Origin of the sequence: Adhaeribacter aerolatus (assembly GCF_007991635.1) — a bacterium.
In the GTDB taxonomy this organism is placed as follows: Bacteria; Bacteroidota; Bacteroidia; order Cytophagales; family Hymenobacteraceae; genus Adhaeribacter; species Adhaeribacter aerolatus.
Window position 1 is genome coordinate 22,763 of record NZ_BJYS01000008.1, and the last position, 26,805, is coordinate 49,567.

A 26,805-nucleotide genomic window follows, 5' to 3' on the forward strand; every position below is an offset into this window, starting at 1 on the left:
TAAAATGAAAAAGATTTCCTTAGTTATAGCATTATTTATCTCTGCTTTGGGCGCTCAGGCCCAAAGCAGAAAACACATCACCAACTACAGCCTGTTTCAGCAATATTTTAACCCGGCTTTTACGGGGCACGAGGGCTCCGTAATGAAAAGTTTTTACCGCAACCAGTGGACCGGATTTGATAATGCCCCCCGCACCGCGTTTATTTCGGGTGAGTTTGACCTGGCTGATTTAAAAGCCGTTGAAAGTAACAACAACAGCTTACCCGCCGGTGCCCGCAATGCAATGGGCGTTTCTTTGCTGCACGAAACCTTTGGCCCTTTTAAAGAAGGTCAGCTTCAAATGAATTATGCTTCGCAGGTTCGGCTATCGGAAAAACTGAGCCTGCGGGCCGGGGCAGCGCTTACTTATGCTTTTGTAAAATTAGATTACAACATGCTTACCCTGGATCAGTCTAATGATCCGGAATATCAGGCAATACTAATCAGCGATAATAAATCAGATAAAGTAGATGTAAATGTTGGCTTGATGCTTACCGCTGAAAATTTTTACCTGGGCTACGGGTTGCAAGATGCGGCTAAAGGCAAAATAGTTTCTTCGGGCTATTACCTACACAACGGTACCAACACCCAGCACCTGGTGCAGGCCGGTTTCCGGAAAAGCTTATCGGAACAATTTGGCGTAGTGGTAAACGGTATTTACCGCTACGATTCCACCCTGAAAGAAACGGTAGAAGGACAGGTAAAAGGGATTTTTAATAATACTTTCTGGGCCGGTGCCGGTTATCGCCACGATTTAGCTTACACTTTAACCGCCGGCTTACAGTTAGGCCAGTTAAAGGTTGGTTATGCTTACGAAACCGCTACCCGTCAGGCTAAAATTTCGACTCGAAGCTCTAACGAACTCATCGCTACTTATAACCTGTTCTCCGCCCGCACCAGAAACGCCGATAGACCAGTCAGTATTTGGTAAGCCCATTTTAAGTAAAATAAAAAGGCTCGTGCAAATATTGCACGAGCCTTTTTATTTTAAATTCCGGCAAAGTAAGGCTTTATTTATTAACTGATGTTAGGCAAAGTTTTTATACAGGTTTAAAGAATGAATCAATCTCTGTCGTTCAGGAGGAAACTATGTAGTAGGCAGCTAAATAGGTTCCTCCTGAAGGACAGAAATGGACTCCAAAGACTAACGGAAAGTGTACAATTAATTTTGTTTAACACAAATAAATTAATCTTTGGTTGATTACGTTAGCTTGTCGCTCTTAAATATTATCTTGGTTCATGCAGCATTAAATCTTCAATTATTACGGCTACTTCTTCGGGCGGCATTTTTTCGACCAGGTAACTATGCTGTTTACTACCCCCGGCAATCCATTCGTTGGTACCATCCTCGTTAATTTTAATCTGCCCGGTTATTGCCTTCCAGTAAGGTTCAGGGCCGCGTACGGCTGCTAACACCGCCGTTTGGTCCCAGCTCATGCGGCCAGTAGGGTGCGTTTTGCCCTGGTACGTTTTTAAACAATATTCATAACTCTGCCGGATGGGATTATGTGCCGAGGCTTGCTGAATTAAGCGATTGCCTGTTAATATTTTATTTCCGATTTCGACCCCACTGAACAAAACCGGCGTGGGCCAATGCGCAAAGGTATATTTAGAGGAAGATGCATCGATATGAATGTTAAACTCTTTTCCTTGCGGGAAAGCCCCGCCCATTACCACCAGCCTTTTTACTTTTTTAGCCACCAATGCTGCGCCATCTAGTTTACTGTATTTATCCGGGCCTGATTGCAGCAGGTTTTTAAGGTTAGTTAAAAAGCCAATCGTAACAATTACTGCACTATTATTAGGCTGCTTGGCCAGCACCGAACGGTAAACACCAATGGCATCCGGTGCCTCATCGGTAGTTTGGAGCTTGTGCGGAAAATTGGCCACTACTACCTCGTTCCACTTGTTTTTATCGCCAAAATTAGCCCCTTCGTTTTTAACCGCTCCTATTGGAATAGCTGGCTTTTTGTAATAATTATTAATAACCTCCAGCAAAGGCGCACAACCCGGATACCGGTTACAACTGACGGTTGCTAATATTTTAGCTTCGCCTTTATCGGCCAAAGCGTGCAAAACGGCCATGGCTCCGGCATCGTCGAAGTCGGGCGCGATATCGGTATCCAGTATAATGCGAACGGGCTTTTGTCTGGGCGCAGCCAACATCGGTTTATAATCAGGCTTATAACGGGCTGTGCCCTTTGAAGCTAAACTCCTGCCGGCGTACCCTAATAGGGCAAGCGCCAACAGCAGACATACAGGTTTAATAATTTTTTCCGGGTTCATGTGAATAATTTGGGTTAGGTCTCCCCTACTTCAGTTAAGAAATAAATGCGCTAGGATTAAGCCAAAAACATCCCTATTAAATATCAGCACAGCTAAAATGTAAATAGCAGAATCCGTTAAGATTTATTCCACTTTTTAGGAGCCGGATAATTTTTACTAGCATCATCCAATATTAAAACCCAATCGTTGTCGCGGCCATGGCTGGGAGGCGTGAATAATTGAGTGCCCGTATTACGGAATTTACCGGCCACAGTGCTTACGCCAGTCCTGGGATCGTACCAGGTAGCGTTAACCCGTTTGCCCGATATTTTTCCCATGTTTACTGTAAAAGGTTTGCCGGCAGTGCTGTAAATAAAAGCGTAATCTTTACCCCGGGTGCTCTGAATACGCTCCCCGCCGCTAAACGCCTCGGAAAGTAAACTTTGGTCGGGCACCCGCTCCAAAAACGGCCGCGATTCTATTAAAGCTCTAACATGCGACATTTGACCACTACCCGGCAAGTTAACAGCTTCGTACCAGGATCCCAGCGGCATATTTACGTTTTTACCTTTGGGATTATTCATTTGCCAGATGCTGTGGCAACCGTACGTATGGCCGTGCGCACCGGCAAACAAAGCCAAATATGCCGACCGCCGCACATCGTACGCCGCCGAGTAACCATTTTCTTTGGCGTTAAAACAAACCGGATGGTCTTCATAAATAGGTTCCCCATCCATAGTAGGTTTGGTGTTGGGCAGGTTATAATCGTGCGAAATATTGTCGTAAACGGGTAAGTTACGGCAGTGCCCCGTCTGGAACATGTTAAAATCGAGCCATTTGTCATTGTGAAACCAAGTAGAGGAACCGCCTTTTTCTTTCGGTTGTGGGTGATAGGTCATTATAACTTTATCCGGGTTTCCGTCGCCGGCACCGGCAGTAATGCCATCGGCCATGGCCCGCCAAATGGCTATATCCTGTTCGTGCCGCGGGTTCCGGTCGCCGCCCATCACCCAAATAATTGGTTTGTTTTTATAACGCTTGCCTACGTACTCGCCAAATGCGCGGGCATTTTGCGGGTTAAATATTTCTGGTCCGGTCCCCCAGGTATTTTTAAATATTTTATCGCCCCAGGTAGGCAACATGCCAATATACAAGCCCAACTGCTCGGCTTTGTTTACAATATAATCAACGTGCTTAAAATATTCTTCGTTTGGTTTGGTGGGGTCTTCGTTAATCAATGGCAATTGTCCGTAGGGGTTTGGGTCGCGTAAACCATCAAGTTCGGCCAGTACCACCGCCTGGATAACGGTAAATCCTTTATCGGCTCTGTCTTTAAGATAACGATCAGCCTCTTCGCGGTTTAACCGGTGAAACAATTCCCAGGCGGTATCGCCTAAATAAAAGAAAGGTTGGTTGTTTTCCCGCACCAGGTACCGCTGATTGTCGCTTACTTTTAACAAGTGCTGGGCTGACGCCTCGGTAACGGGTTGCATGAAAAATAAACCACTCATTGCCAGCGTCAAGCGGAAGAAGCGCTGTTTCTTTTTAAGAGCCAAATGAAAGTACATAAATTATCAGGAGTGTCTGCTTGGTTATCCTCTAAACTACCCTTTTTTATTTTCTTTTTCCAAGCGTGGCGCATTAACTTTTTCTAAGCCTGATGGATTTGTGAACCCGACCGGATGCTCCGGAAATAAAAGTTCATCTTCTGCTCCAAATAAATTAAGCAACTCCCGCGAAATTGAACCCTAATAATATATTCGTTGCTTTTGCTTATTAAGCGTATAATATTATTATTTAAATTCCTGATAGGTTTAATTAACTGATATAAATCCGAAACTTACCTAAAGCTAGCCGGTAATGCCAAACTGGGGTAATACCAAAAAGATAAAGTCCATTAATTTTGCCGGCAGCAAACCGCCTTCGGTCTGTGTTTTAATTTTTAATTTAAGCGCAACCTATTCCCGAACTGCATTCTGGCTTTTTTACCTGCTAATTTTGAATATGGTTTTAACTCTCAGCAGCAATCAGGCGCTGGCTCAGAAAAGAAACTTAGTGGAGCAGATTCTCCGCCAAAATTCCGACTCTTTGCTGCAGCAAATTGTGCAGCACCCGGCAAAATATCAAGTGCAGATATTGTACACCCAAATTAACCGCGATAAAAACAATCACCCGAAACTTACCTCCTACGCGTACCACCTGAACCCCGAAAACTATTTTTACCCGGCCAGTACGGTAAAACTACCAGGTGCTTTAGCGGCTCTCGAAAAAATAAACAACTTAAATATTCCGGGCCTCACAAAAGAAACGCCTCTTAAGATAGACAGCGCTTACGAAAAACAAACCCGTGTACTTTCCGACTCATCAGCCGCCAACCATAAACCTTCGGTAGCGCATTACCTGAAAAAAATATTTTTGGTGAGCGATAACGATGCTTATAACCGGCTTTATGAATTTGTGGGACAGGAAACCTTAAACCAAACGATTCACCAGAAAAGCTACAAAAAAGTACGCTTGCTGCACCGGCTCTCGGTGGGCGATGACGCGGCGCACGGCCGCTACACCAATCCCATCACTTTTTACCACGAAAATAAAATTATTTACCAGCAGCCCTTGGTTTATAACCCCAACACTTACCCCAACCAGCTAAAAACCACATTAGTTGGCAAAGGGTTTTACCTGAACGATAAGCTAATAAACCAGCCGATGGATTTTTCGGAGCGGAATAATATTTCGGTACAAACCCTGCAGGAAATTCTGCAATCGGTTATTTTTCCGGAAGCGGTGCCGGTTAAAAAACGCTTTAATTTAACTCCTGATGATTATACTTTTTTGTATAAATACATGTCGATGCTGCCGCGGGAAAGCAGTTCGCCCCGGTACGACCCGCAGGAGTTCCCAGATAGTTACGGTAAATTTTTACTGGTAGGTGGCACGAAAGAACCTTTACCCCCAAACATCCGGATATTTAATAAAGCGGGCTGGGCTTACGGCTACCTGATTGATAATGCTTATATTGTAGATTTTGAGCATAAAGTAGAATTCTTTTTAACGGCCGTAATCCTGACCAACGAAGACCTGATTTTTAACGATGATAAATACGAAACTGAAACGGTCGGTCTGCCCTTTATGAACAAACTAAGCAACCTGATTTACAAGCATGAACTTGTCCGGAAAAAGAAATACAAACCAAATCTGGATAAATTCCGGCTGACATATGATTAATTAAGCCTAAAATAAAATTCCGCTCGGATAATTTTTGGGTTCCTTACGAAAAATATGTTAATCTCGTCTATCGGTTGATTAGCCATACTTTAATAAATTAATTTTATAAAAACTAAGCTTTAATTTTCTGGTTTAAGTACTGTAAATTATTTAATTTAGAGAGTGGGAAGGTGAATTTTTGTATGGCAGTGAAAAACTACGCTAAACTGGTCTTATTACTCTTTATTTCTTTTGGTTTACTTTCGGCAAAACCCCAGGACCGGAAAGTGCGACGGCTATATACCTACTCCAAAATAAATGTATCATCCGGCGCCCATAAACAAGCGCTTAAGAGCTTAAATAAATTATTGTTGCTCAATCCGGCCTATGATTCGGCTTTTAACCTGCGGGCATCGGTAAAAATATCTTTAAATGATTATTATGGTGCCGTGGCCGATTACCAGCAGGCCCTGAAAGTGAACCCCCGTTTTGCGCTGGCTTATTTTAACCTGGGCACCTTGTACCTGCAGTATGGCCATTATAACCTGGCGATGGAAAACCTGGACCGGGCTTTAGCTTTAAAACCTGATTTTAACGATGCTTTAAACAACAAGGCTATTCTTTTAACCACCACCCACCATTACCGCGAAGCCATAACGGCTTACGATACCCTGATAGCCCGCCAGCCTAAAATAAACCGGTATTACCTGAACCGCAGTTTCCCGAAAAGGAAAACCGGCCACTTAGAAGACGCCCTGCACGATTTAGAAAAGGCCATTGATCTGTATCCGTACGATTACAGCGCTCATTATAACCGCGGCGAAATATTAATGGAATTAGGCCGCCACCGGTCAGCTATTGCGGCCTTTGAGTTTGCCCGCCGGCTGCAGCCAAAAGCTTTTTATGGAAATATGAACTTGGGTCGGGCCTACCAGGTAGCAGGTCAAAGTTCCAAAGCTGTTTCCATTTTTAACCAGGCCATCCGGAAAAACCAGAACAACGGCGAGGCTTATTATTTAAGGGGTAGCGAACGTATAAAACAACAAAAGCTCCGGCTAGCTTACAGCGATTTAAGAGTAGCCCAGATGCTGGGCTTTAGTGCGGCTTCCGAAAAATTAGCAGAATTGCAAAAACAAGTAGCGTCCTTGCGCTAATCCTGCTACTGACTGAACTTACTAAAAGCCTATTTCGCGAAATTTTATTAGCCACTCTTTTTAAAACTGCACATGTGCTTTCTTAAGATCCATTAATTGAATAGTCTGGCTAGCTTGCCAGGAACCGAGGATAAATTATTCAGACGGGGGTTCCGTATTCCTTATGAAAACGCGAGAAGTACAACGAGTAAAACATTATTTACAAACTTTGCTCATTGCCTTTTAACAGGTTAAGTACACTTACAGAAACCGGCAGAAAATTTAGGGTATAGACAATTTTAACCTTACAAAATATTACTGCCGCATCGGCTCCTATCACGCAATTTTTATTGCTCCGCCGAAACAGAACTAACCTCCATAATACCCCACGTGCGTTTAGCCTGGGCCTCAATATTTATTATCTTATCCTATTTTAAATTTATTAATTAATAAAATTTGGATATTTAATTAATATAGATACATTCGGGTACGTAAACGCTGCTTTATAAATAATACTCTGATCTATTTTGAGAAAAGCCTAATGGACGACAATTATTAATTTAGGCAAAAGCGCTCTTTTTACTAAGCTTAAGGGTATTAAAAAGTATGCCTGCGAAAGGGTAATTATTAATGCTTACAGATTTTGCTAAACGCAAATGATAAAATTAGGGCCGGAAGGTAATCCCTGCCCGGTTATTTTATACTATTCGAACAAATTTAGTTAAATATAAAGTTTAAGTAACTGCTCTATATTTTCTAAAATCCCTTTTCACCGGATATCACCTCTGGCATAACGATGTGATACTCTGGTATTATATTACCTGTCTAAGGACTTCAATTTTTTGTTTTATATAATTCTGAAGCCCTTATCATTTACCTGATTAAGCTTCCATTTTGAAACAGTTTAAAACCCTAATCTGCATGAAAAATTATTTACGCTTCCTCATCCTACTCAGCTGTTGTTGGTGGCAGTCAGCGCTGGCGCAGGAGTTTAATGTTAGCGGTACCGTAAAAGATGCCGCTACCAATGATCCGTTGCCGGGTTTAACCGTGCAGGTAAAAGGGACTTCTACCGGCACCGTTACCAATGCAAATGGTACTTTTAACATTAATGTAAACCCATCTGCTGTATTGGTGTTCTCTTTTATTGGTTACCTCTCGCAAGAAGTGCCGGTTAATAATAAGACTGTTATTAATGTGCAACTGCAGCAAGATCTGGCCCAGTTAGAAGAAGTGGTGGTAATTGGTTATGGTACCCAGAAGAAAAGCGACTTAACCGGTTCGGTAGAGCGGGTAAATGCCGAGACCTTTCAAAATCAGGCCGTCACCCAGGTTACCGATATGCTTACGGGAACCGTAGCAGGATTTTACGGCAATCAAAATGCCTCGGCGGCCGGCGGTAGTTCCATGGAAATCAGAGGTCCCTCCTCTTTAACCGCTGGTACCGACCCCTTGTTAGTTCTGGACGGGGTAATTTATAAGGGCAGCCTGGCTGATATAAACCCCAATGATATTGAAACCATTGATATTTTAAAAGATGCCAGTTCTGCTGCCGTTTATGGTTCTAAGGCTGCTTCCGGCGTTATTCTCATTACCACCAAGCGCGGCAAGTCGGGTAAGCCCACCATAAATTTTTCCACCAGAATTGGCGTAGCCGAATCTACGAACGAGCGCCGGGGAATTGGCCCGGAAGAATACGTTCAGTTTAGAAAAGACTATTTCCGCACTATTTTCCCGAATACGCCTTATCATTTTTATACCAATCCGGAAGAGCTCCCTGCTGGAATGACCATTGAAGAATGGCGCAAACTAAGTAATAATCCGCTTCCGGACAATACCCGGGAATATATGGCACGACTACGATTTTTTCCGATAGAACAGGAAAATTATCTGGCCGGCAAAACCGTAGACTGGTACGATGTGGTAATGCGGCGTGCGCTGCGGCAATCGCATGATTTAAGCATTGGGGGCGGATCAGAAAATGTTTCCTACTACTGGTCGGTTGGTTACACCGATAATGAAGGTATTATTCTGGGAGATGACTTCTCAGCAGTTCGTTCCAAATTAAACTTCGATTTTAAAGTAAATAAATGGTTGAATGTAGGCGTTAATACCCAGTTTTCTAACCGGGATGAAAGTTCGGTACCGGGTAGCTTGGGTTTTTATGGCAATAGCCCTTACGGCAGGGAGTTTGACGAACAGGGTAACCTGGAGCGCTTGCCCCACGGCCATACCAACCACCCGTTACTCGAATATTACCGTCAGGATAGATTAAGAAAAACAAACAGCCTGTTTACCAACCTCCATGCCGATATTAAACTGCCGTTTGGCATTACTTACACGGTTTCTTTCCAGCCGCGCTTCGAAACCATGAAAGACCTAAGGTTTACCACCACCGACCGAAGAGTGGGCGGTGAACCAAACGAGGATTTGAGCCGGGGTAACCGGGATGAATATTCGCATTACGAGTGGATGGTAGATAATCTCTTAAAATGGAATAAACAGATTGGTAGCCACTCCTTTGATGTAACCCTGCTGCATAACGTGGAGGAAACCAAAAGATGGTCGTCGAGAACCAGCAATATAAACTTTACCCCAACGGAGACGCTGGGGTACCATGCCTTGCAATTGGGTAATGGCCCGGGCATCACGAACGACGATTACCGGTTTACGGGCGATGCCATGATGGCCCGGTTAAATTATACCCTTCTAGGAAAATATTTATTTACCGCCTCGGTCAGAAGAGATGGGTACTCGGCCTTTGGTCAGAAAAATCCCCGGGCCACTTTTCCGGCGGTAGCGGTAGCCTGGCAAATATCAGAAGAAGACTTTTTTAATGTAGATCTGATAAACCGGATGAAATTGAGATTGTCGTGGGGCGCTAATGGTAACCGCGACATCGGGATGTATGCCTCACTGGCCAGGTTACAAACCAACTTATGGTTCAACGGCACCAACACCCGGGTAGGGGTATTTAACTCTACCTTGTCTAATGCCGACCTGCGTTGGGAAAGAACCGAATCCATCAATATTGGCGTGGATCTGGGCTTGTTTCAGAACAAGCTGGACCTTACCCTCGATTATTACGACCGGACTACTACGGATGTGTTAATGAACCGCTTACTGCCTATCATGACCGGGTTTTCGAATATCACCTCCAACCTGGGCGAGTTAGGGAACAAAGGATTTGAGGCCACTTTAAATACCGTAAACCTCCGGCACAAAAACTTTACCTGGCGATCAAACCTGGTTTTCTCGCTCAACCGAAATAAAATTAAAAAATTATTCGGCGATACCGGACAATACACTTTGTTGGGCGAAACGCGCACCGGCGATATTCCGGATTATTCGAACCAATGGTTTCCCGGACAACCGGTTGATGTGGTATGGGATTATAAACCTGCCGGGGTTTGGCAGGTAGACGAAGCCGAAGCCGCCAAGAAGTATGGCATGCGGGTGGGAGATTTTAAATCGGTTGATGTAAACGGCGATGGTAAATATACCGACTTAATTGACAAGCAATTTATTGGTTTCACTCAGCCCCGCTACCGCCTGGGCCTAAGAAACGATTTCACCTTTTTAACCAATTTTACCGCTTCCGTGTTTATTCGCGCGGATCTTGGCCATATTGATGAATACACACCGGCCCTTAACCGCGGCTGGGAATCGAACGACCGGCGCAGCCGCGATGTGGGCCCGGTACCTTACTGGACCCCCGAAAATCCGATTAACGATTATGCCCGCCTGGATGTGGGTACCAGTGGCTATGGCGGCGGCTTACGCATCTTTAAACCGCGGTCTTTTGGGCGGATACAGGACGTATCTTTATCCTATAACCTGCCGGCAACTTTGGCTGAACGGATACAGCTTAATAACCTTCGTGTTTTTGCTTCGGTCCGGAACCTGGCCACTTTTACCAAATGGCCCCACTGGGATCCGGAATCCGGCGATTCGCCCATGCCCAAGACTTATACCATGGGTCTGAGTTTATCCTTGTAACTAAACAAAAACGTGTAAGCTAGAAAACATGAAACGTCTAAAAAGAAACTCACTTATATTAACCATACCGCTCTTGTTTCTGATATCCTGCTCAAAGGAATGGTTAGAGCCCGACCCACTTTCGTTCTTAACGCCGGAAAATGTGTATGTGAATGAGGCCGGTTTTGAAGCTATATTGGTTACGCTCCGGAAAAACCTGCAATATGAATCGACCGGTGACCGGCATCCTTTATCGATGGAATTTGCCACCTCCGATTTGGCCATACCGCTGGTGCAGGCCGATTTTAGAAGAACCACGCCCAGCAGCAGCGCGTTTTTTCCTTTTTTGCGCTACTTTACGAACGTATATGTATTTATTAAAAACGCCAACGTTTTAATTTCCAGAATAGATGATATAGAATGGAAAGATGAAAAAGTAAAAAACCGCCTATTGGCAGAAGCTTATTGGCACCGGGCGTACTGGTACTACCGGTTGGTGCATTCTTACGGCGATGTGCCCTGGATTGGGGAGGAATTATCGGGGGCAAAACTCGATTTTCAAACCCACAGCCGCTGGGCTATCCTGAAGAAGATTCAAACGGATTTGGAATTTGCCGCCCAATGGCTGCCGGTAAAGCCAGCTTCCTTGGGTAATGTTACCAAAGGCGCCGCTAATCATCTGTTAACTAAAGTATACCTGGCTAATACCGAATTTGATAAAGCCATTGCTGCTGCCACTAGCGTTATAGATGGGCCGTATGCTTTAATGACAACCCGGTTTGGTGTTGATGCCAGCGATGGCAGCCGGAATGTCATGTGGGATTTGCATCGTTATCAGAACAAGAATAATCCCCAGAATACCGAAACCATTTACACCACCATTGATCGGCCGGATGCGCCGCCTAGTTCCTGGTCGGCGGGCACATTTTCTATGCGTTGGTACACCCCCTCTTACTGGAAAATATTGGATGGAACCGGTAACCGGGCCTGTAACTGGAATACGCCTACCGGTGATACTTTAGGAATTGGCAACGGCGATGTTCGCACGAACGATTTTTTTCATTACCGGATTTGGGAGGATGCCACTCATAAATGGCAACAAACGCCTGATTTACGCCGGGCGGGCAATAACTGGATAGAAATGGGCGATGAAATTGCCGAAATATTAAACTGCAGAGCGGCTTCTCCGCAATTTCGCCAACCGCTTACCAAAAAATTTTACGGGAGTTTGGTGGATACGACAGATACCTGGTTTCCGTGGCCCCACTACAAAACGTATGTTCCTTCCGATAACCTGACCCAGCCCTTGGGCGGACAAGGCGATTGGTATATATTCCGCCTGGCCGAAACCTATCTTCTAAGAGCCGAGGCTTATTATTGGAAAGGGCAAACCGGTCCGGCCGCTGCGGATATAAATAAGGTGAGGCAGCGGGCTAAAGCCCCCCTGATTTCGGCAGCAGATGTAACCATCGATTATATATTCGACGAACGGGCCCGGGAACTGTATACCGAAGAACCCCGCCACTCCGAAATGGTCCGGGTTTCCTATATCCTGGCTAAATTAAATACCAGCGGCTATAGTTTAGCGGGTTTCAGTCAAAAAAACTGGTACTACGACCGGGTGAAGCGACTTAATTCCCATTATCGGCCGCCGCTGTTCCAGTGGTTTGGCAATACGGCGGCCATGGATCCTTATCATGTGCTCTGGCCTATTCCCCAAAGTGTGATCACGGCCAATACTTTAGGAACGGTGAATCAAAATGCAGGGTATGTCGGGGCCGAAGGAAATGTCCCTCCCCTGGAAACGATTGAATAAATAATTTGGATTGAGCTGCTTGTACTGGCAGGCAGCCCAATTTTTAAAATATTAAAGTTGATTGTTATGCCCCGGATTTTAAAATATATTCTTTATACGCTTCCTATATTTTATTTAAATACCTCCCGTATTCTTGCCCAAACCGAAACCGCCAAACGGCAAGCTTACCTGAAAGAAATAATCCGGTTGCAGGAGCAGCCAAGCTCCTCCGATCCGTTTGTCAGTCATCACGATAAAACCTGGCTCGACTGGGTAAAACGTACCGGCGAATTGCCGCCCAATTTCGAGGCATTACCTTCTATACCCTTCTTACCTAATCCGCTTGTACTCGATGAAGGCAGGAAGAACATCCCGGTAAAAACGCCAGCGCAATGGCAAGAACAAAGGGAATATTTCAAAAAGCAGGTAAAGCATCTATTTTCCGGCACCTTTCCAGCGTCACCCGAAAATCTGAAAGCTAAGGTACTGGCCGAAAAGGTGGAAAATGGGGTAAAAGTCCAAATGATTGAACTAAGTTTTGGCGCAAATAATGGAGCCAAACTTACCCTGGAGCTTTTTACGCCTCCCGGTAACGGACCTTTTCCGGTATTCATTACCCAGTGGAACCACCGGGGCTGGGCTCAGATTGCCGTAAGAAGAGGTTATATGGGATTGGTTTATGCCGGTGCCGATGCCAAGGACGATACCCGGGAATATCTGGCTTTATACCCGGATTACGACTGGACAACCCTGATGACCCGCGCCTGGGGAGCGCACCGGGCTGTTGATTATTTGTATACCCTAAATAGGGTAGATAAATCCAAAATAGCTATTACCGGGCATTCCCGGAACGGAAAGCAATCTTTGCTGGCGGCTGCTTTTGATAACAGAATAACCGCCGTAATTACCAGTAGCGGCGGTACCGGCGGCGAATTTCCTTACCGCTACACCGATGAGCCGCATAACAATGAATCCATTGATTATCTGGCCTCCCGCAGAACGCATTGGCTCCACCCCCGGTTACGGTTTTATGCCGGCCAGGAGCATAAATTGCCCATCGATCAAAATTCCTTAATGGCCTTAATTGCTCCCAATGCTTTACTCCTGAGTTCTTCTATTAGAGAAGGCGGAGGCGGCGATCCCTGGGCTATTGAACAAATGTTCAACTCTCTTGCGCCGGTTTATAAATTTTTAGACGCACCGCAGAAGCTGGGAATCCGGCTGCGCGACGGTGAACACGGGGTTTCGGAACGGGACATAGAAGCCTACGTGGATTGGCTCGATATTCAATTTAAAAGAAAAAATATTCCCTGGGAAAATAAGCTTGTTTATAATTACGCCTTCGATAAATGGAAGACCTTAAGCAACGAAACCGTAGCGCTGAGCGATTATCCGGTTAAAGCGGCAACCAATACAATCCTGAAAAATGATAAAGGGGGAAAACTAAAAAACGTAAACGATTGGTACGGGAAAAAGGCTGCTATCCAGGAACAAATCCGTTGGGTTTTAGGCAAGGAGCCGGCCGGAATTTCTGCCAGCCCCATAAAAGAATTAAGCAGCCGCGAAGATTACGTTAGCAGCTATATTAGCCGGCCGCAGGTTAAAAACGGCAAGAAAGAAAATATTGCACCCTATAATGCACTGGGAGATTATTTATACGGGTCTTTATACTACCCGATCAATGCAAACGGCGAAAAGATAAAGAAAGCCAACGGGAAAATACCGGTAGTAATTTTTACCCATAAGTTCTCTAACACCGGCTACGACTCTTATTTAAATTCCCTTTTCAACGATTTATTAGCCAAAGGCATGGCGGTACTGGCTATGGATATGATTGGGTACGGGGCGCGCATAGAAGAAGGCACCTACTTTTACGAGCGTTACCCCAATTGGTCGAAGCTGGGCAAAATGGTTACGGATACCCGGGCGGCCATTGATGCCTTGGAAAGCCTTGACTTTATAGATAAAGATAAAATATATTTGGCGGGTTATGCCTTGGGCGGAACGGTAAGTTTGTTTACGGCGGCCTTGGATAACCGGATTGCCGGCACGGCTGTTTCCTGTGCCTTTACGCCCTGGCGGGATGCCAGCGCAAATAAAGATAATTCCGGTGTTATGGCCTATTCGCATTTATATGGGTTATCGCCACGGCTCGGCTTTTTTGCCGGTAACGAAAACAGATTACCCGTCGATTATCCTGAAATTATTTCGGTCCTTGCACCCCGGCCTTTACTGGTTATTGCGCCTAAGCTGGACCGGCACGCAAACGCTGGAAAAGTTAATCAAAGTATAAAAGAGGTTGCTTCGGTTTACGCCTATTTAAACGCTGCCAAAAATTTGGAATTTAAAACACCAGACGAATTCAACGGATTCAGCGCGGCCCAGCAAAAGGAAATGGTAAACTGGCTGGATAAAGCGTCGACCCAGGAAAAAAATAAATAATTTTAATATAAAAATAAATATAGAATTAATGCTTTGTTTCAGGTTTATGATAAAAGGTTTAAATATTTTTTTCGCGATTTTTATATTGATAGCCAGGGCACAAGCCCAAAATTATGATGAAGCCAAGGTGCCGGCATATACCTTGCCCGATGTATTAAAAACCAGTGACGGGCAGCTAGTAAAAAACAAACCTGATTGGGAAAAGAAGAGAAGGCCGGAAGTTTTAACCCTTTTCGAAAACAATATTTACGGCCAAATGCCGAAGACTTTCGATAACCTGACCTATAAGGTTACGAATGAGGTAAAGGATGCCATGAATGGTAAGGCCCATTTAAAAGAAGTAACCATAACCGTAACAAAAGGGAATAAATCTGCAGATATTCATTTAGTTCTTTTTACGCCCAACCATGTTAAAAAACCAGTGCCGGCTTTTTTATTAATAAACAACCGGGGCAAGGAAAATACAGATCCCACGCGGGCTACTAAAAGTGAGTTCTGGCCGGCCGAAACCGTAATTGAAAGTGGTTATGCGGTGGCGGCTTTTCATGTAAGCGATGGGGCTCCGGATAACAAGAATACCTATCAGGATGGCATTTTAAGGCTTTATCCGGAGCAACTGGAAACTGATAACGGCATGAAAGCGATTGGTGCCTGGGCCTGGACAGCCTCCCGCGTACTAGATTATTTTCAGAAAGATAAAAATATAGATGCGAAAAAGGTTTTTGTAGTAGGTCATTCCAGGGGCGGCAAAGCTGCCTTGTGGGCAGGCGTGCAAGACCAACGATTTGCTATGGTGTTTTCTAATTGTTCTGGCAATACCGGGGCTGCTTTAGCCAGAAGAAGATTCGGCGAAACAATTACCAGAATTAATACGAGTTTCCCGCACTGGTTCACCAATAATTATAAAAAATACAACGACAACGAAGCAGCCCTGCCGGTTGATCAGCACATGCTGATTGCTTTAATTGCGCCCCGGCCGGTCTATGCCACCAATGCCACTAAAGATTTGTGGGCCGATCCCAAAGGCACTTACCTCTCTTTAATTAATGCGCAGCCGGTATACGCTTTGTATAAAAAGCCATCCGGACTCTCCCCGGAACCACCAGCTATTAACACAGCTATTATTAACTCTATCCTGGGCTATCACAACCGCGAGGGTATTCACAATTTAACCACTTTTGACTGGCAAAATTTTATCCGGTTCGCGAATTATCACTATCCCAAAAAAGGTTAAACTTCTATAGTGGCCGGGTAAAAAGCACTTGCAGCGCAGGTAGAAAAACCTGACTTAAACATGTAAGTATTCCGTTTACAGGTCAATTTAAATTAGCCTATTTTAAATTAATATATTAACGTTTCTAGACAGAGGAAATATGTTAAACTTGCTTTTTTAGCGCTTTGCACAACGGCAAGTTTAACATATATACATTTTTTTATATGCGTCTTTTAAGGTAAGATTACCAAGCGGTAACCAAGGCCTCCGGGCATAATATTCTCCCACGCATTTAATGGTTAATGAGCGAACTTGATTTAAGTCAAAGTACAAAAAGGCCTCTAAAATCTGCCGGTTGAAACGGTCCTAAAATAATAAATATAGTTCTTTTGCATTAGCCTCCAATGAGCAAAGTCAAGGTAAAAGGCCTGATTTAGACCAGTCTATTGAACCTGTTTTGGCCTCCCAAATTATAACTTCATTTGCATTATGCCTTTCAATTGAATATTTTGGGTTCAAGCGTGAAAATTGCTCAATTATCTTTAGATGAAGGCACAAATATTTCAGTTAACTGTTTTACCACGCACTTCAGGAAATGATTTGTAAAAAAACTTTCGTAATGAAATACCTGTTCTTATTTTTCTTCTTGCTTTCCAGTATATGCAGTATAGCTCAGGGGCAAAACAAAAGCCCGCTCTCAAAGGTTGTCATAATATCCAAGGAGAATAAAACCCAGGTACGTTCCCAGGAAAATGGGGAATTGCTTGTAAATGTATCCAAAAAAGATGTTCGTAAATTTAAAACCAAAGGGTTGGTCCGCTACAGTGACTTTGGCGCCCGGGGCGACGGCAAAACCGATGCTATAGACGCTATCGCAGCAACCCATGCGTTTGCCAATCAACACGGCCTTCTGGTAAAACCCGACGAAGGGGCCACTTACTACATCAGCGGCAAGAACCGGACGGCAGTCGTTCAAACTAACACCGATTTTGGTACAGCATCCTTTATTATAGACGATACCAACGTTGAGGACCGGAATGCGCCCGTTTTTTTGGTTAGTTCCAGTCTGCAACCGTTCAAACTTGCGGGTATATCTTCCCTTAAGCGGAACCAGGAAAAAATTAACGTGCCCTTGCCTGCAACCTGCCTGGTTACTGTTACCAACTCAAATGTAAAACGTTACATCCGGTTTGGTCCGAACCAAAACAATGGCGCCGCGCAAACAGATATCTTTATCGTAGATAAAAACGGACAGGTAGATATGGATGCGCCCATCATCTGGGACTTCGACCAAATCACGGATATTACAGCACTGCCCATTGACGAAACTTCGCTGACCATTTCTGGTGGCCGTTTTACAACCCTAGCCAATCGGGCCGAATCGAAGTACACCTATTACAACCGGGGCATTGCCATTAAGCGGTCCAATGTGCTGGTAAATGGGCTGGAACACCGCGTTACGGGCGAAGGTGAACAGGGTGCCCCCTATGGCGGCTTCCTCAATATCAGCGACTGCGCCTATGTAACGGTGCAAAACGCTCTCCTGACCGGGCACAAAGTGTACCAGACCATTGGCGCCGCTGGCGTTTCGGTCTCCATGGGCACCTACGACATCTCCCTCGGCCGGGCCCTAAATGTATCGTTTCTCAACTGCCGCCAGACAAATGACATTAACGATAGTAGGTATTGGGGCATTATGGGGTCTAATTATTGCAAGAATCTGGTTTTAGACGGTTGCACTTTTTCCCGGTTTGATGCCCACATGGGGGTTGCCAACGCCACTATCCGCAATTCTACGCTGGGCCACCAGGGAATAAACGCCATTGGCAGCGGGACCTTTACCGTCGAGAAATCCACCATTTACGGCCGGAGCCTCATCAATCTGCGATCCGACTACGGCAGTACCTGGCAGGGAGAAGTTTTCATCCGCAACTGCGTTTTTGTGCCCGCAGGCGGCAGACCAATAAGCGCCAGCCTGATCAGCGGTTCTAATTCGGGGCAGCATGATTTCGGCTATACCAGTTATATGCCGGAGCGGATCACCATCGAATCCCTCCGCATCGATGACGCCAAACATCCGGCTAACTACCAGGGTCCAGCCCTCTTTGCGAATTTCAACACCGCTATGACTAGCGCTTCCTACCAGGAAAAGTTTCCTTATGTCAGAACCAAAGAAGTCATCCTTCGAAACGTGACCACCACCAGTGGCAAGCCCTTGCGGCTTAGCGAAAATCCGTTCATGTTCAAAGACGTGGAGGTTAAAACCGATTAGTGGGGGTTGCAAGGAGAGCTGCTTTTGTGGGAAAAAGGGCCTCACCAGCTGAAGACGAGCCAAATTCATCGTACTGAAGCAGGAGCAGGCTACTAATACCAAATAGTAAATATACTGTTCCATAACAGCATAACAACCTGCTTTTCTTACTTGTCATTCTGTTAAGAATCTTCTGCATAAATTGGGTAAACAGGTAATAAACCAAGTCTGGTATTTGCCTGTTATGCTTTCTATGCAGAAGATTCCTCCGGAATGACGGGTGTGGAGGAAATGATTTATACTTTCAGCTATGGAAGGTCATTCATACTAACTGGTATAAATTGGTTAGTTATCTTTATTTTTAAAGGGCCGACTTTTAGGAAATTATATACATAACCAGAAATTTCTTACATTTTAAACTAGTTACAACTTCTTTTAACATACTGTAATTGGTACGCGAAAAGGTGTTTCCAAGATATTAAGCGAAGCTCTTGATCCAATTATTTTGTACTTTTATAAGAAAAGGGAAAGCATAGTTCTCAATTTATAAATTCGCCATTCGCAGGCGATATTCACTTGGCGAAACACCCAGCACCTTTTTCACATAATGGCTAAAAAATGACAAACTACTGAAATGAAGCGTATCAGCAATATCCGTAAAACTGAGTTGTTTGTTTTGTAAAAGAATAATAAGCCGCTGAGTGGTATAATTCTGAATCCATTCGGAGGCCGTTTTGGCGCTACTTTTCTTGCAGACTTCTGTCAGGTATTTGGGGGTAATACAAAGCTTATCGGCGTAAAAATCTACTTCCCGTTCTTCCATACAATGCTCCTGCACCAATTGCAGAAACCGTTCGAATAAAGCCCCCTTTTGATCCGTAATACTTCGCTTATCTATTTCCTTTGCAAAAATATTCCACATCTCCATAATAAACATTTGCAGCTGCAGGTTCACCAATTCTTCCTGGAACCGATGAGCCTTATCATCCTGTTTTTCCTGCAATAATTGAAAATTAAATCGGCATTTTTGCGCGTCTACATCTGAAAGATGTACCACCGGGTTTTCCTTTGAAAACAAATACCCTCTTATTCCCCAACCTATATCCGGGTTGTTTTTACTCATCAGGTCAAATGAAACAAACAGGCAGGTGGCTTTAAAATTTCGGGAATATTCTAAGTCCTTGATTTCGATGGCAGGCAGGCTTATCACAATATCGTTGGGTTTAATTTGGTAGAGCTGGTTATCCATCCGGAACCGGGCTTTTCCGCTATGGCAAAGAATATGGGTAAAATAATGTTGCCGGTGCTGGGCCAATACCTCTCTTTCGGCGGTGAGCTCCAGAACAATAATTTCTTTACTGCTTTCCTCTTCAGTTAATTTCTCCTGCATAATAAATTATTGAATTTTCAAGAACCGTGATTTGTGAAAATATTACTGTAAAATATGTCATATAATTGGCATGTGCAACTGGTAACTTTGTATTAATAAAATAACAAGCACATGAAACAGCAAAACAATATTACCCGCCGGGATTTCCTTTCTAAATCAACTTTGGCTGGAATAGGTTTGGGCGTTACGCTCAGCACACCTGGTATTTTGGCTGCATCGCAATTGAATGGAAATAATGAATCACTCTTAAATATGAAAGATACCAAAATAGGCAAACGTACACTGGGTAAATTGGAGGTTACCGAACTTGGTTTCGGTTGTATGAATATCGCCTGGGCCTACGGCAATCCGCCGGCTAAAGCTGATGCCGTAAAACTGATACGTAATGCTTATGAACAAGGCATTCGCTTTTTTGATACCGCCGAGATTTATGGCCCTCACATTAGCGAACGAACTACCGGCGAAGCCTTGAGGTCCGTGCGTAAGGAAGTGGTTATTGCCAGCAAAATCGGTTTTAATATTGATTTTGAAACTGCGCAAATGAAAGGTGTACTGAACAGCAAACCCCAACATATTAAACAGGCGGTAGATTTTATGCTAAAGCGTTTACAAACCGACTATATTGATTTATTGTTTCAACACCGGGTAGACCCAGAAGTACCCATAGAAGAAGTGGCTGGAGCAATGGCCGATTTGATAAAGGCAGGAAAATCCGTCATTATGGTTTGTCGGAAGCCGGAGCAGCCACGATACGTCGGGCACATGCGGAGCATCCGGTAACGGCCATACAAAACGAATATTCTTTCTGGACCCGGGACCCGGAAGCAGAAGTTCTGCCGGTATGTGAAGAGCTGGGTATTGGTTTTGTGCATTGGAGCCCACTAGGTATGGGTTATCTTACCGGCAAGGTAAGGCCTAGCTATCAATTTGCCGAAGGGGATATTCGGAAGAGTTTGAATTTCCCTCGGTTTACCAAGGAAGCATTAGAGAAAAACCAGTGGGTTGTAAGGTTATTGAAGAAAGTAGGCAACCGTCATGAAGCAACTCCCGGACAAGTAGCACTGGCCTGGTTACTGGCTAAGAAACCGTTTATTGTTCCCATTCCCGGTACCCGTCTGATTCCCCACCAACTGGAAAACCTGGGTGCTGCCCAGGTAAAACTATCGGCTTCTGAAATGAATGAATTAGAAACCGAATTTACGGCCATCGGTGTATTCGGCGACCGGGCTCCTGAAAATCTGAAAGCCTCCCACGATATCGGAACCAGTCTGGGTACTTCGTCCAAGGGAACGGTTGGAAAAACGCCTTTATCGAAAACTAAATAATTTTATCCCTTTTAAAGTCATTACAATGAAATCAATAATATCAACCCTTGTACTCATATTATTTTCCACTTTAATCTATGCACAAAAAATGGACAACAAAAATATAGAACAACGATTAGCTGCCATTGAAGATAAAATGGCAATTAAATATGTCGTAGACGAATTTTCAAACCTTGCCGATACCAAAGAAATTGACAAGCAAGTCTTGCTTTTTACCACAGATGGCGTTGTGGAATCCATCTCTAATGGCCAGCCCGGATCACCGCTAAAAGGCCGAGACCAGTTAAAACAAGCTTTTTCAGGCTTTCTGGCCAACTTCCATACGGTGTATCATCAAAACGGCCAACAAACCATTACGCTGCAAGGCGACAAAGCAGAAGCAACCAGCTATTGCCGCGTGATATTGGTGGGAAAGCAAAATGATAAGGAAATGAAAACAACCTTATACACTATTTACAAGGATTCTTTTGTCAAAAAAAATGGTAAATGGTTAATTAAGCACCGTACCTCCAATTTTGTGCATCGGGAAGTTGCCGAAGTGCAGTAACTGGCTCTTCACGTTAGCAAAGGTTGGGTCGCAACAAAAGAAATAACAAGTTACAACAAATAAGACAACGCCTGCTCTTGAATGGCCACTACGCAACCGTTCTTAATGGCATGGTAATAATCAAAACTTTCCTGCAACTCCCGTTTATAGCCCGCTAAACCGTCGAAGCTTGATTAGGTTTCAAAATGCTTTTAATTTTTTATGTTAACTATGGCCATTCTGCCTTCCTTCGTTATTCGACTAAGTAAAGCTTAAAAAGCTGCTGCAATCTATATTTTTACTACTTCATCAGGAACAGAATCAGCTTAAATTTAATCCCTGCAAAGGCATTTAACCTGTATAATTAACAGCCATCATGTATTTAAGATAAGGGTAGTAAAAATAATGCGAAACCCCTACCCCTACTTGTAATTAGAAAGGCGATAAACCCAGAAAAGCTGTAGATTTTAACCGTAAGTTGGCCTTTTATGTGTTTTTAAGCCGCTCAAAATGCAAAACCCAAGGTAAACGCAAAAGTAAAATTCTATATTTGCACCAGAAATCAGGTTTTCACCAATTAAAATGACTAAAAATCATGTATACTTTTCTGCTGCATTTCCACTCCATCAATCGTTGGTTAGTTTTAGTTATGGCTCTGCTCGTATTATTTCAAAGTTTTGCGGGCTGGCAAAACCGTAGGGCATATACCAAAGGAAATAATATTGTCCACGCAATCTTTATAGGACTGGTTCATTTGCAGTTTTTAACCGGCATATTGCTTTATTTTGTTTTCAGTCCGGTTACTCAACAAATATTCAACGATTTTGGCGCGGCTATGAAAAACTCATCGCTGCGATTCTGGGCCGTAGAACACACCCTGGGTATGTTTATTGGTACTGTCCTGGCGCAGATAGGCCGTACCGCCTCCAAAAAAGCTACTTCCGATGTACTTAAACACAAACGTGCTTTTATCTATACCTTAATTGCCGTTATTATTATTATACTCAGCATACCATTTGGTATCATAAACCCCGAAACCCGCCCGCTCTGGCGCTAGTTAAATTTATTAATCTTATCAGAAGTCTCTTTTGCGCCAGCGCAAAGAGGCTTCTGTTTATAAAAAGCTTTTGTTTCCAATTTTCCAGCCCTCCTTATTCCGGATGAATTAACTTCCTTTTTCAGATATATATATTTTCAGCCTTCGCCTGAATGGCCAGTAGTTCAATTTAGTAGCCTATAACTTTAACTTTATCTATTTATTGATGATATTCTTTATATCTCAGCGTTTTCTGTGCCATAGTTTACGTTAAACTGAAAAACTCTACTAAACTAAAAAACTCTACTAACATGAGGCGGGAAGTAAAGAATCAGGGCGGCCATACTTTCCTTGTGCTGGATTACGACCAGGAAAACAACTGGCTTTATCTCAATTGGATTGGCTACCAGAACCTCTTTAATATCAAGCAAGGTCTGGCGGAAGCCTGGAATATGTTCCGGCGATATCGCTTCTCAAAAGTCTTAAACGATAACCGGGAATTGGTTGGGCCCTGGGATAAAGCCAATGATTGGTTGGAAGAGGAGTTGAATCCGGCTTCGGCTCCTATCCGGATAAAGTACGTGGCGCACATTATTTCGCCCGGAATTTTCGGACAATTATCTATTCAGGATTTGCAAACCCGTTTAATCAACAAAGTAGAAATAAAGCTTTTTGAAGATATTAACCGGGCGCAGGACTGGCTTAAAAGTAAGTAAGAAAATATTGGTTCTATAACTACGCTGAACTTCTGCCAGTCTGCAAACCAGCATCTGGGCTGCCCCTCGAATATCTTAACAACCACTTACGGCTTCTGAAAATTTTATCAGAAACAATGGCATTTTAAAAAATTTAAAATTTAAATTCTTCCGCAGCACTTTCTGTATGGTTAAACCAAATTTAAGTTGATAGTAAAATATTAAAGTTTAAAAAGTTTATTTAAATCTGCACGGGGCTTGCTCTATTGCGGTACCATATAATGGGAAGTAAACAAAAAAAGCCCCTCTGCATTACAGAGAGGCTTTTTAGCTGTAGGGGAAGGAGTCGAACCTTCACGGAGTAGTTAGACAAGTAGCTTGTTTTGTTCTATAGATCTCCACCCCCGAGAGAGGAGGGCTTGTCTGCCAGTTTCAACACCCTACAGTGTGTTTTTCTTTTTCAAAGATATATAGGCTCTGGTTATTTTCAAAATTTATTAAATAAATTCCTAAATATTTATGTTATTTTAAATTTTATATTACTTTTGTTAAATCAAATCAAAAACACGGCAAAAATATGCTCAAAAATTTAGAAATTGATAATACAGACCTTCGAATCCTGTCTCTTTTGATGGATGACGCGAAAATGGCCTACGCTGATGTAGGAAAAGAAGTATTTGTTTCGGGCGGCACCGTGCACGTCCGGATGAAGAAAATGGAGCAAATGGGTATTGTAACCGGAACCCAATTAAAGCTTAATTATTCTAACCTCGGCTACGATATAAGCGCCTTTTTAGGTATTTACTTAAAGAAAAGCTCGATGTATGTAGAAGTGCTGGAACAATTAAAGAAAATACCGGAAGTGGTAAATGTAAATTACACCACCGGCGAATGGAGTATGTTTGCTAAACTTATTTGCAAGGACACCGCTCACCTGAAAAATGTCTTAACCGATAAAGTTCAGAAGGTGCCGGGTATACAACGCACCGAAACCTTTATTTCGCTGGAAGAAAGCATCAACCGGCCTGTTCAGCTTCTTTAAAATTAATCAGGACCGGGCCTGGCTCTTAAATACTTAAATAGCCAAACCCGGTCCTGAATTAATAAACCTATTTTAATTATTTTTTTGCCTGAAGTTGAATTTGCAATTCATCTAGTTGTTCCTGTGCAATCGTCGCAGGCGCATCAATCATTACATCACGGCCGGAATTATTCTTAGGAAAGGCAATAAAATCGCGGATTGAATCGGCACCACCAAACAAAGAACACAGCCGGTCGAAACCGAAAGCAATGCCGCCGTGCGGAGGAGCGCCGTATTCAAACGCATTCAGCAGGAAACCAAACTGCGCCTGGGCTTCTTCGTCGGTGAAACCAAGCAATTTAAACATGGCCGCCTGCAGGGTTCGTTCGTGTATCCGGATAGAACCTCCTCCTACTTCCACGCCATTAATTACCATGTCGTAAGCATTGGCTCGTACCGCACCCGCATTACTGTCCAGTAAATGAATGTCTTCGTGCTTCGGCGACGTAAACGGGTGGTGCATGGCAAAATAACGCTGGGCTTCTTCGTTCCACTCCAGCAACGGGAAATCCAATACCCACAGCGGTGCAAATTTATTTTTAGTGCGCAATCCCAAACGCTCTCCTATTTCCAGGCGCAGCTCCGATAAGGCTTTGCGGGTTTTATCCGGGGCACCGGCTAATACCAATATTAAATCGCCGGGTTTGGCAGCCGTGGCAACAGCCCAGCTTTGTAAATCGTCCTGGTTAAAAAACTTATCTACCGATGATTTTATGGCACCATCCGCTTCTACGCGGGCATAGATTAAGCCGGTGGCGCCTAGTTGCGGCCGTTTTACAAAATCGGTTAGTTCGTCTATCTGCTTACGCGTATAAGCCGCGCATCCGGCGGCATTTATAGCCACTACTAATTCAGCTTCGTCAAAAACCTTAAAGTTCTTTCCTTTTACCAAATCTGTCAGTTCCACAAACTTCATTTCAAAGCGGGTATCCGGCTTATCGTTGCCGTAATATTTCATGGCATCGGCGTAAGTCATCCGTGGAAAATCAGTTATTTCCAAACCTTTTACCTTGGAGAAAAGATGCTTTACCAAACCTTCGAAGGTATTCAGAATATCTTCCTGCGAAACAAAAGAAAGCTCACAATCTATTTGGGTAAATTCGGGTTGGCGGTCGGCCCGTAAGTCTTCGTCGCGAAAACACTTTACAATCTGAAAGTACTTATCGAAACCCGAAACCATTAAAAGCTGCTTAAAAGTTTGCGGCGACTGCGGCAAGGCGTAAAACTCACCGGGGTTCATACGCGAGGGCACCACAAAGTCGCGGGCGCCTTCGGGCGTAGATTTAATTAAAACGGGCGTTTCTACCTCAATAAAACCGCTGCCATCGAGGTAAGCGCGGGCTTGCTGCATCATCTGGTGCCGCAGCTCCAGGTTCTTGCGCACGGCATTGCGGCGCAAATCCAGGTAGCGAAATTTCATCCGGAGGTCATCGCCGCCGTCGGTATCGTCTTCTATTAAAAAGGGCGGCAATTTAGCCGGGTTTAGTACCGTTAAAGCCTGCACCTGTATTTCTACATCGCCGGTAGCCAGTTTATCGTTTTTAGAAATGCGCTCAATTACTACTCCACGGGCCTGTATAACATACTCCCGACCTAACTCGCGGGCGGCGGTTAATATTTCAGGGGCTGTAACACCTTCTTCCAGTTTAAGCTGGGTTAATCCGTACCGGTCGCGGAGGTCAATCCACATCATGCCGCCTTTGTCGCGGGTTTTATGTACCCAACCGGCCAGCACCACTTCGGTGCCCACGTGTGTTATTCTTAATTCTCCGCAGGTGTGTGTTCTAAGCATAAATTAAAAAGATTATTATAGATGATATGAATGACCCTTTGCTAGTTTACCGGTAATTAATAACTGGCCGGGCGGCCCCGACTGACCAAATTTAAGTTGATTTTATTTCGGGTAAAATTAAAAATTTCTTAATCTTTATACCAATTTACTTCAGCTGTGCGCAATATTTTAGCTTAAATAAAAGAAGCTGTTTAAAAACCGGTTAAACTTAAAGAAAATAAATAATACTGCCGCAGCTATTATTTTCAAATAGCTTTCTTTTTTTTATAAAAAATTATTCGGCAGCAGCAGGAACAGAAGGGAATGAAAAAAAGAGAAATAAAGTCGGCGGGATTTTAAGGAGTATGGATTAGCAGATGAGCACTAAAGCGATTACATCTTTTGGTGAGCACTGGCAAAAAAACGTCCCATGGCAGATGGTGCTTCTTTGGGGGTATTAACTTTGCGGGTACTAACCCGAACTTCATCATCGGCATCGGTACCTAATGAAATCAGGAGAACAATAAATACCAGTAAGTGAAATAATAAAGAAGTTAAACTGTAAAGCTCTTTTTTCTGTTTTGCACTAAACCGCCGCATAATCACCTAATCATTTAGTCCTTTAAAAATAAAAAGAACAGTAAGTTGTACTTTCTCTTAC

General features: G+C 43.8%; 17 protein-coding genes and 1 pseudogene. 13 read left to right on the forward strand and 5 right to left on the reverse strand.

The window, feature by feature from the left end; genetic code table 11:
• Nucleotides 1–4: 4 nt before the first annotated feature.
• A complete protein-coding gene (locus AAE02nite_RS07270) occupies nt 5–970 on the forward strand; it encodes a PorP/SprF family type IX secretion system membrane protein (RefSeq protein ID WP_146896477.1) in 966 nt (321 codons plus the stop codon).
• Nucleotides 971–1,266: 296 nt separating this feature from the next.
• Here AAE02nite_RS07270 and AAE02nite_RS07275 read toward each other — a convergent pair whose 3' ends face one another.
• Nucleotides 1,267–2,325, reverse strand: a complete 1,059-nt coding sequence (locus AAE02nite_RS07275; RefSeq protein WP_146896479.1) for a nucleoside hydrolase — start codon at nt 2,323–2,325, stop codon at nt 1,267–1,269.
• A 116-nt stretch (nt 2,326–2,441) separates the two neighbouring features.
• Nucleotides 2,442–3,815 (reverse strand): glycoside hydrolase family 140 protein, encoded by a 1,374-nt coding sequence (locus AAE02nite_RS07280; protein ID WP_146896481.1) that lies wholly within the window; start codon nt 3,813–3,815, stop codon nt 2,442–2,444.
• 493 nt (nt 3,816–4,308) lie between these two features.
• Between AAE02nite_RS07280 and AAE02nite_RS07285 the strand changes: the two genes are divergently transcribed.
• From AAE02nite_RS07285 to AAE02nite_RS07315, 7 genes are all read left to right on the forward strand, one after another.
• Complete coding sequence (locus AAE02nite_RS07285) at nt 4,309–5,529, forward strand: serine hydrolase (protein ID WP_146896483.1); 1,221 nt, start codon at nt 4,309–4,311, stop codon at nt 5,527–5,529.
• Nucleotides 5,530–5,711: 182 nt separating this feature from the next.
• Nucleotides 5,712–6,662 carry a tetratricopeptide repeat protein gene (locus AAE02nite_RS07290; protein ID WP_146896485.1) on the forward strand — a complete coding sequence of 317 codons (951 nt, stop codon included), beginning with the start codon at nt 5,712–5,714 and terminating at the stop codon, nt 6,660–6,662.
• Nucleotides 6,663–7,562: 900 nt separating this feature from the next.
• Nucleotides 7,563–10,640: a SusC/RagA family TonB-linked outer membrane protein gene (locus AAE02nite_RS07295; RefSeq protein WP_146896487.1), complete on the forward strand. Its 3,078-nt coding sequence runs from the start codon at nt 7,563–7,565 to the stop codon at nt 10,638–10,640.
• A gap of 28 nt (nt 10,641–10,668) precedes the next feature.
• Nucleotides 10,669–12,435: a RagB/SusD family nutrient uptake outer membrane protein gene (locus tag AAE02nite_RS07300; protein ID WP_146896489.1), complete on the forward strand. Its 1,767-nt coding sequence runs from the start codon at nt 10,669–10,671 to the stop codon at nt 12,433–12,435.
• 66 nt (nt 12,436–12,501) lie between these two features.
• The gene (locus AAE02nite_RS07305) at nt 12,502–14,856 is read left to right on the forward strand and encodes a glucuronyl esterase domain-containing protein (RefSeq protein ID WP_146896492.1); all 2,355 of its coding nucleotides are present in this window, start codon (nt 12,502–12,504) and stop codon (nt 14,854–14,856) included.
• Between the two features lie 85 nt (nt 14,857–14,941).
• Nucleotides 14,942–16,090: a glucuronyl esterase domain-containing protein gene (locus AAE02nite_RS07310; protein WP_246150867.1), complete on the forward strand. Its 1,149-nt coding sequence runs from the start codon at nt 14,942–14,944 to the stop codon at nt 16,088–16,090.
• 598 nt (nt 16,091–16,688) lie between these two features.
• Nucleotides 16,689–18,341, forward strand: a complete 1,653-nt coding sequence (locus AAE02nite_RS07315; RefSeq protein ID WP_146896496.1) for a right-handed parallel beta-helix repeat-containing protein — start codon at nt 16,689–16,691, stop codon at nt 18,339–18,341.
• Nucleotides 18,342–18,864: 523 nt separating this feature from the next.
• Here AAE02nite_RS07315 and AAE02nite_RS07320 read toward each other — a convergent pair.
• Entirely contained in the window at nt 18,865–19,710 is an 846-nt protein-coding gene (locus AAE02nite_RS07320; RefSeq protein WP_146896498.1) for an AraC family transcriptional regulator, read from the reverse strand.
• 111 nt (nt 19,711–19,821) lie between these two features.
• Here AAE02nite_RS07320 and AAE02nite_RS07330 point away from each other — a divergent pair.
• The 5 genes and pseudogenes from AAE02nite_RS07330 to AAE02nite_RS07350 all read left to right on the forward strand — a co-directional run bounded on the left by AAE02nite_RS07330 (nt 19,822) and on the right by AAE02nite_RS07350 (nt 24,334).
• Nucleotides 19,822–21,035 (forward strand): annotated as a pseudogene (locus tag AAE02nite_RS07330) (aldo/keto reductase).
• Nucleotides 21,036–21,060: 25 nt separating this feature from the next.
• A complete protein-coding gene (locus AAE02nite_RS07335; protein WP_146896500.1) occupies nt 21,061–21,582 on the forward strand; it encodes a nuclear transport factor 2 family protein in 522 nt (173 codons plus the stop codon).
• A 574-nt stretch (nt 21,583–22,156) separates the two neighbouring features.
• A complete protein-coding gene (locus tag AAE02nite_RS07340; protein ID WP_146896502.1) occupies nt 22,157–22,618 on the forward strand; it encodes a hypothetical protein in 462 nt (153 codons plus the stop codon).
• A gap of 290 nt (nt 22,619–22,908) precedes the next feature.
• The gene (locus tag AAE02nite_RS07345; protein WP_146896505.1) at nt 22,909–23,313 is read left to right on the forward strand and encodes a hypothetical protein; all 405 of its coding nucleotides are present in this window, start codon (nt 22,909–22,911) and stop codon (nt 23,311–23,313) included.
• Between the two features lie 556 nt (nt 23,314–23,869).
• Nucleotides 23,870–24,334, forward strand: a complete 465-nt coding sequence (locus AAE02nite_RS07350) for an Lrp/AsnC ligand binding domain-containing protein (protein ID WP_146896507.1) — start codon at nt 23,870–23,872, stop codon at nt 24,332–24,334.
• Nucleotides 24,335–24,410: 76 nt separating this feature from the next.
• On the opposite strand, the gene aspS is transcribed toward AAE02nite_RS07350, so the two are convergent.
• On the reverse strand, nt 24,411–26,165 hold the full coding sequence (aspS, locus tag AAE02nite_RS07355) for an aspartate--tRNA ligase (RefSeq protein WP_146896509.1): 1,755 nt from the start codon (nt 26,163–26,165) through the stop codon (nt 24,411–24,413).
• A gap of 372 nt (nt 26,166–26,537) precedes the next feature.
• A complete protein-coding gene (locus AAE02nite_RS07360) occupies nt 26,538–26,744 on the reverse strand; it encodes a hypothetical protein (protein ID WP_146896511.1) in 207 nt (68 codons plus the stop codon).
• Nucleotides 26,745–26,805: the final 61 nt, after the last annotated feature.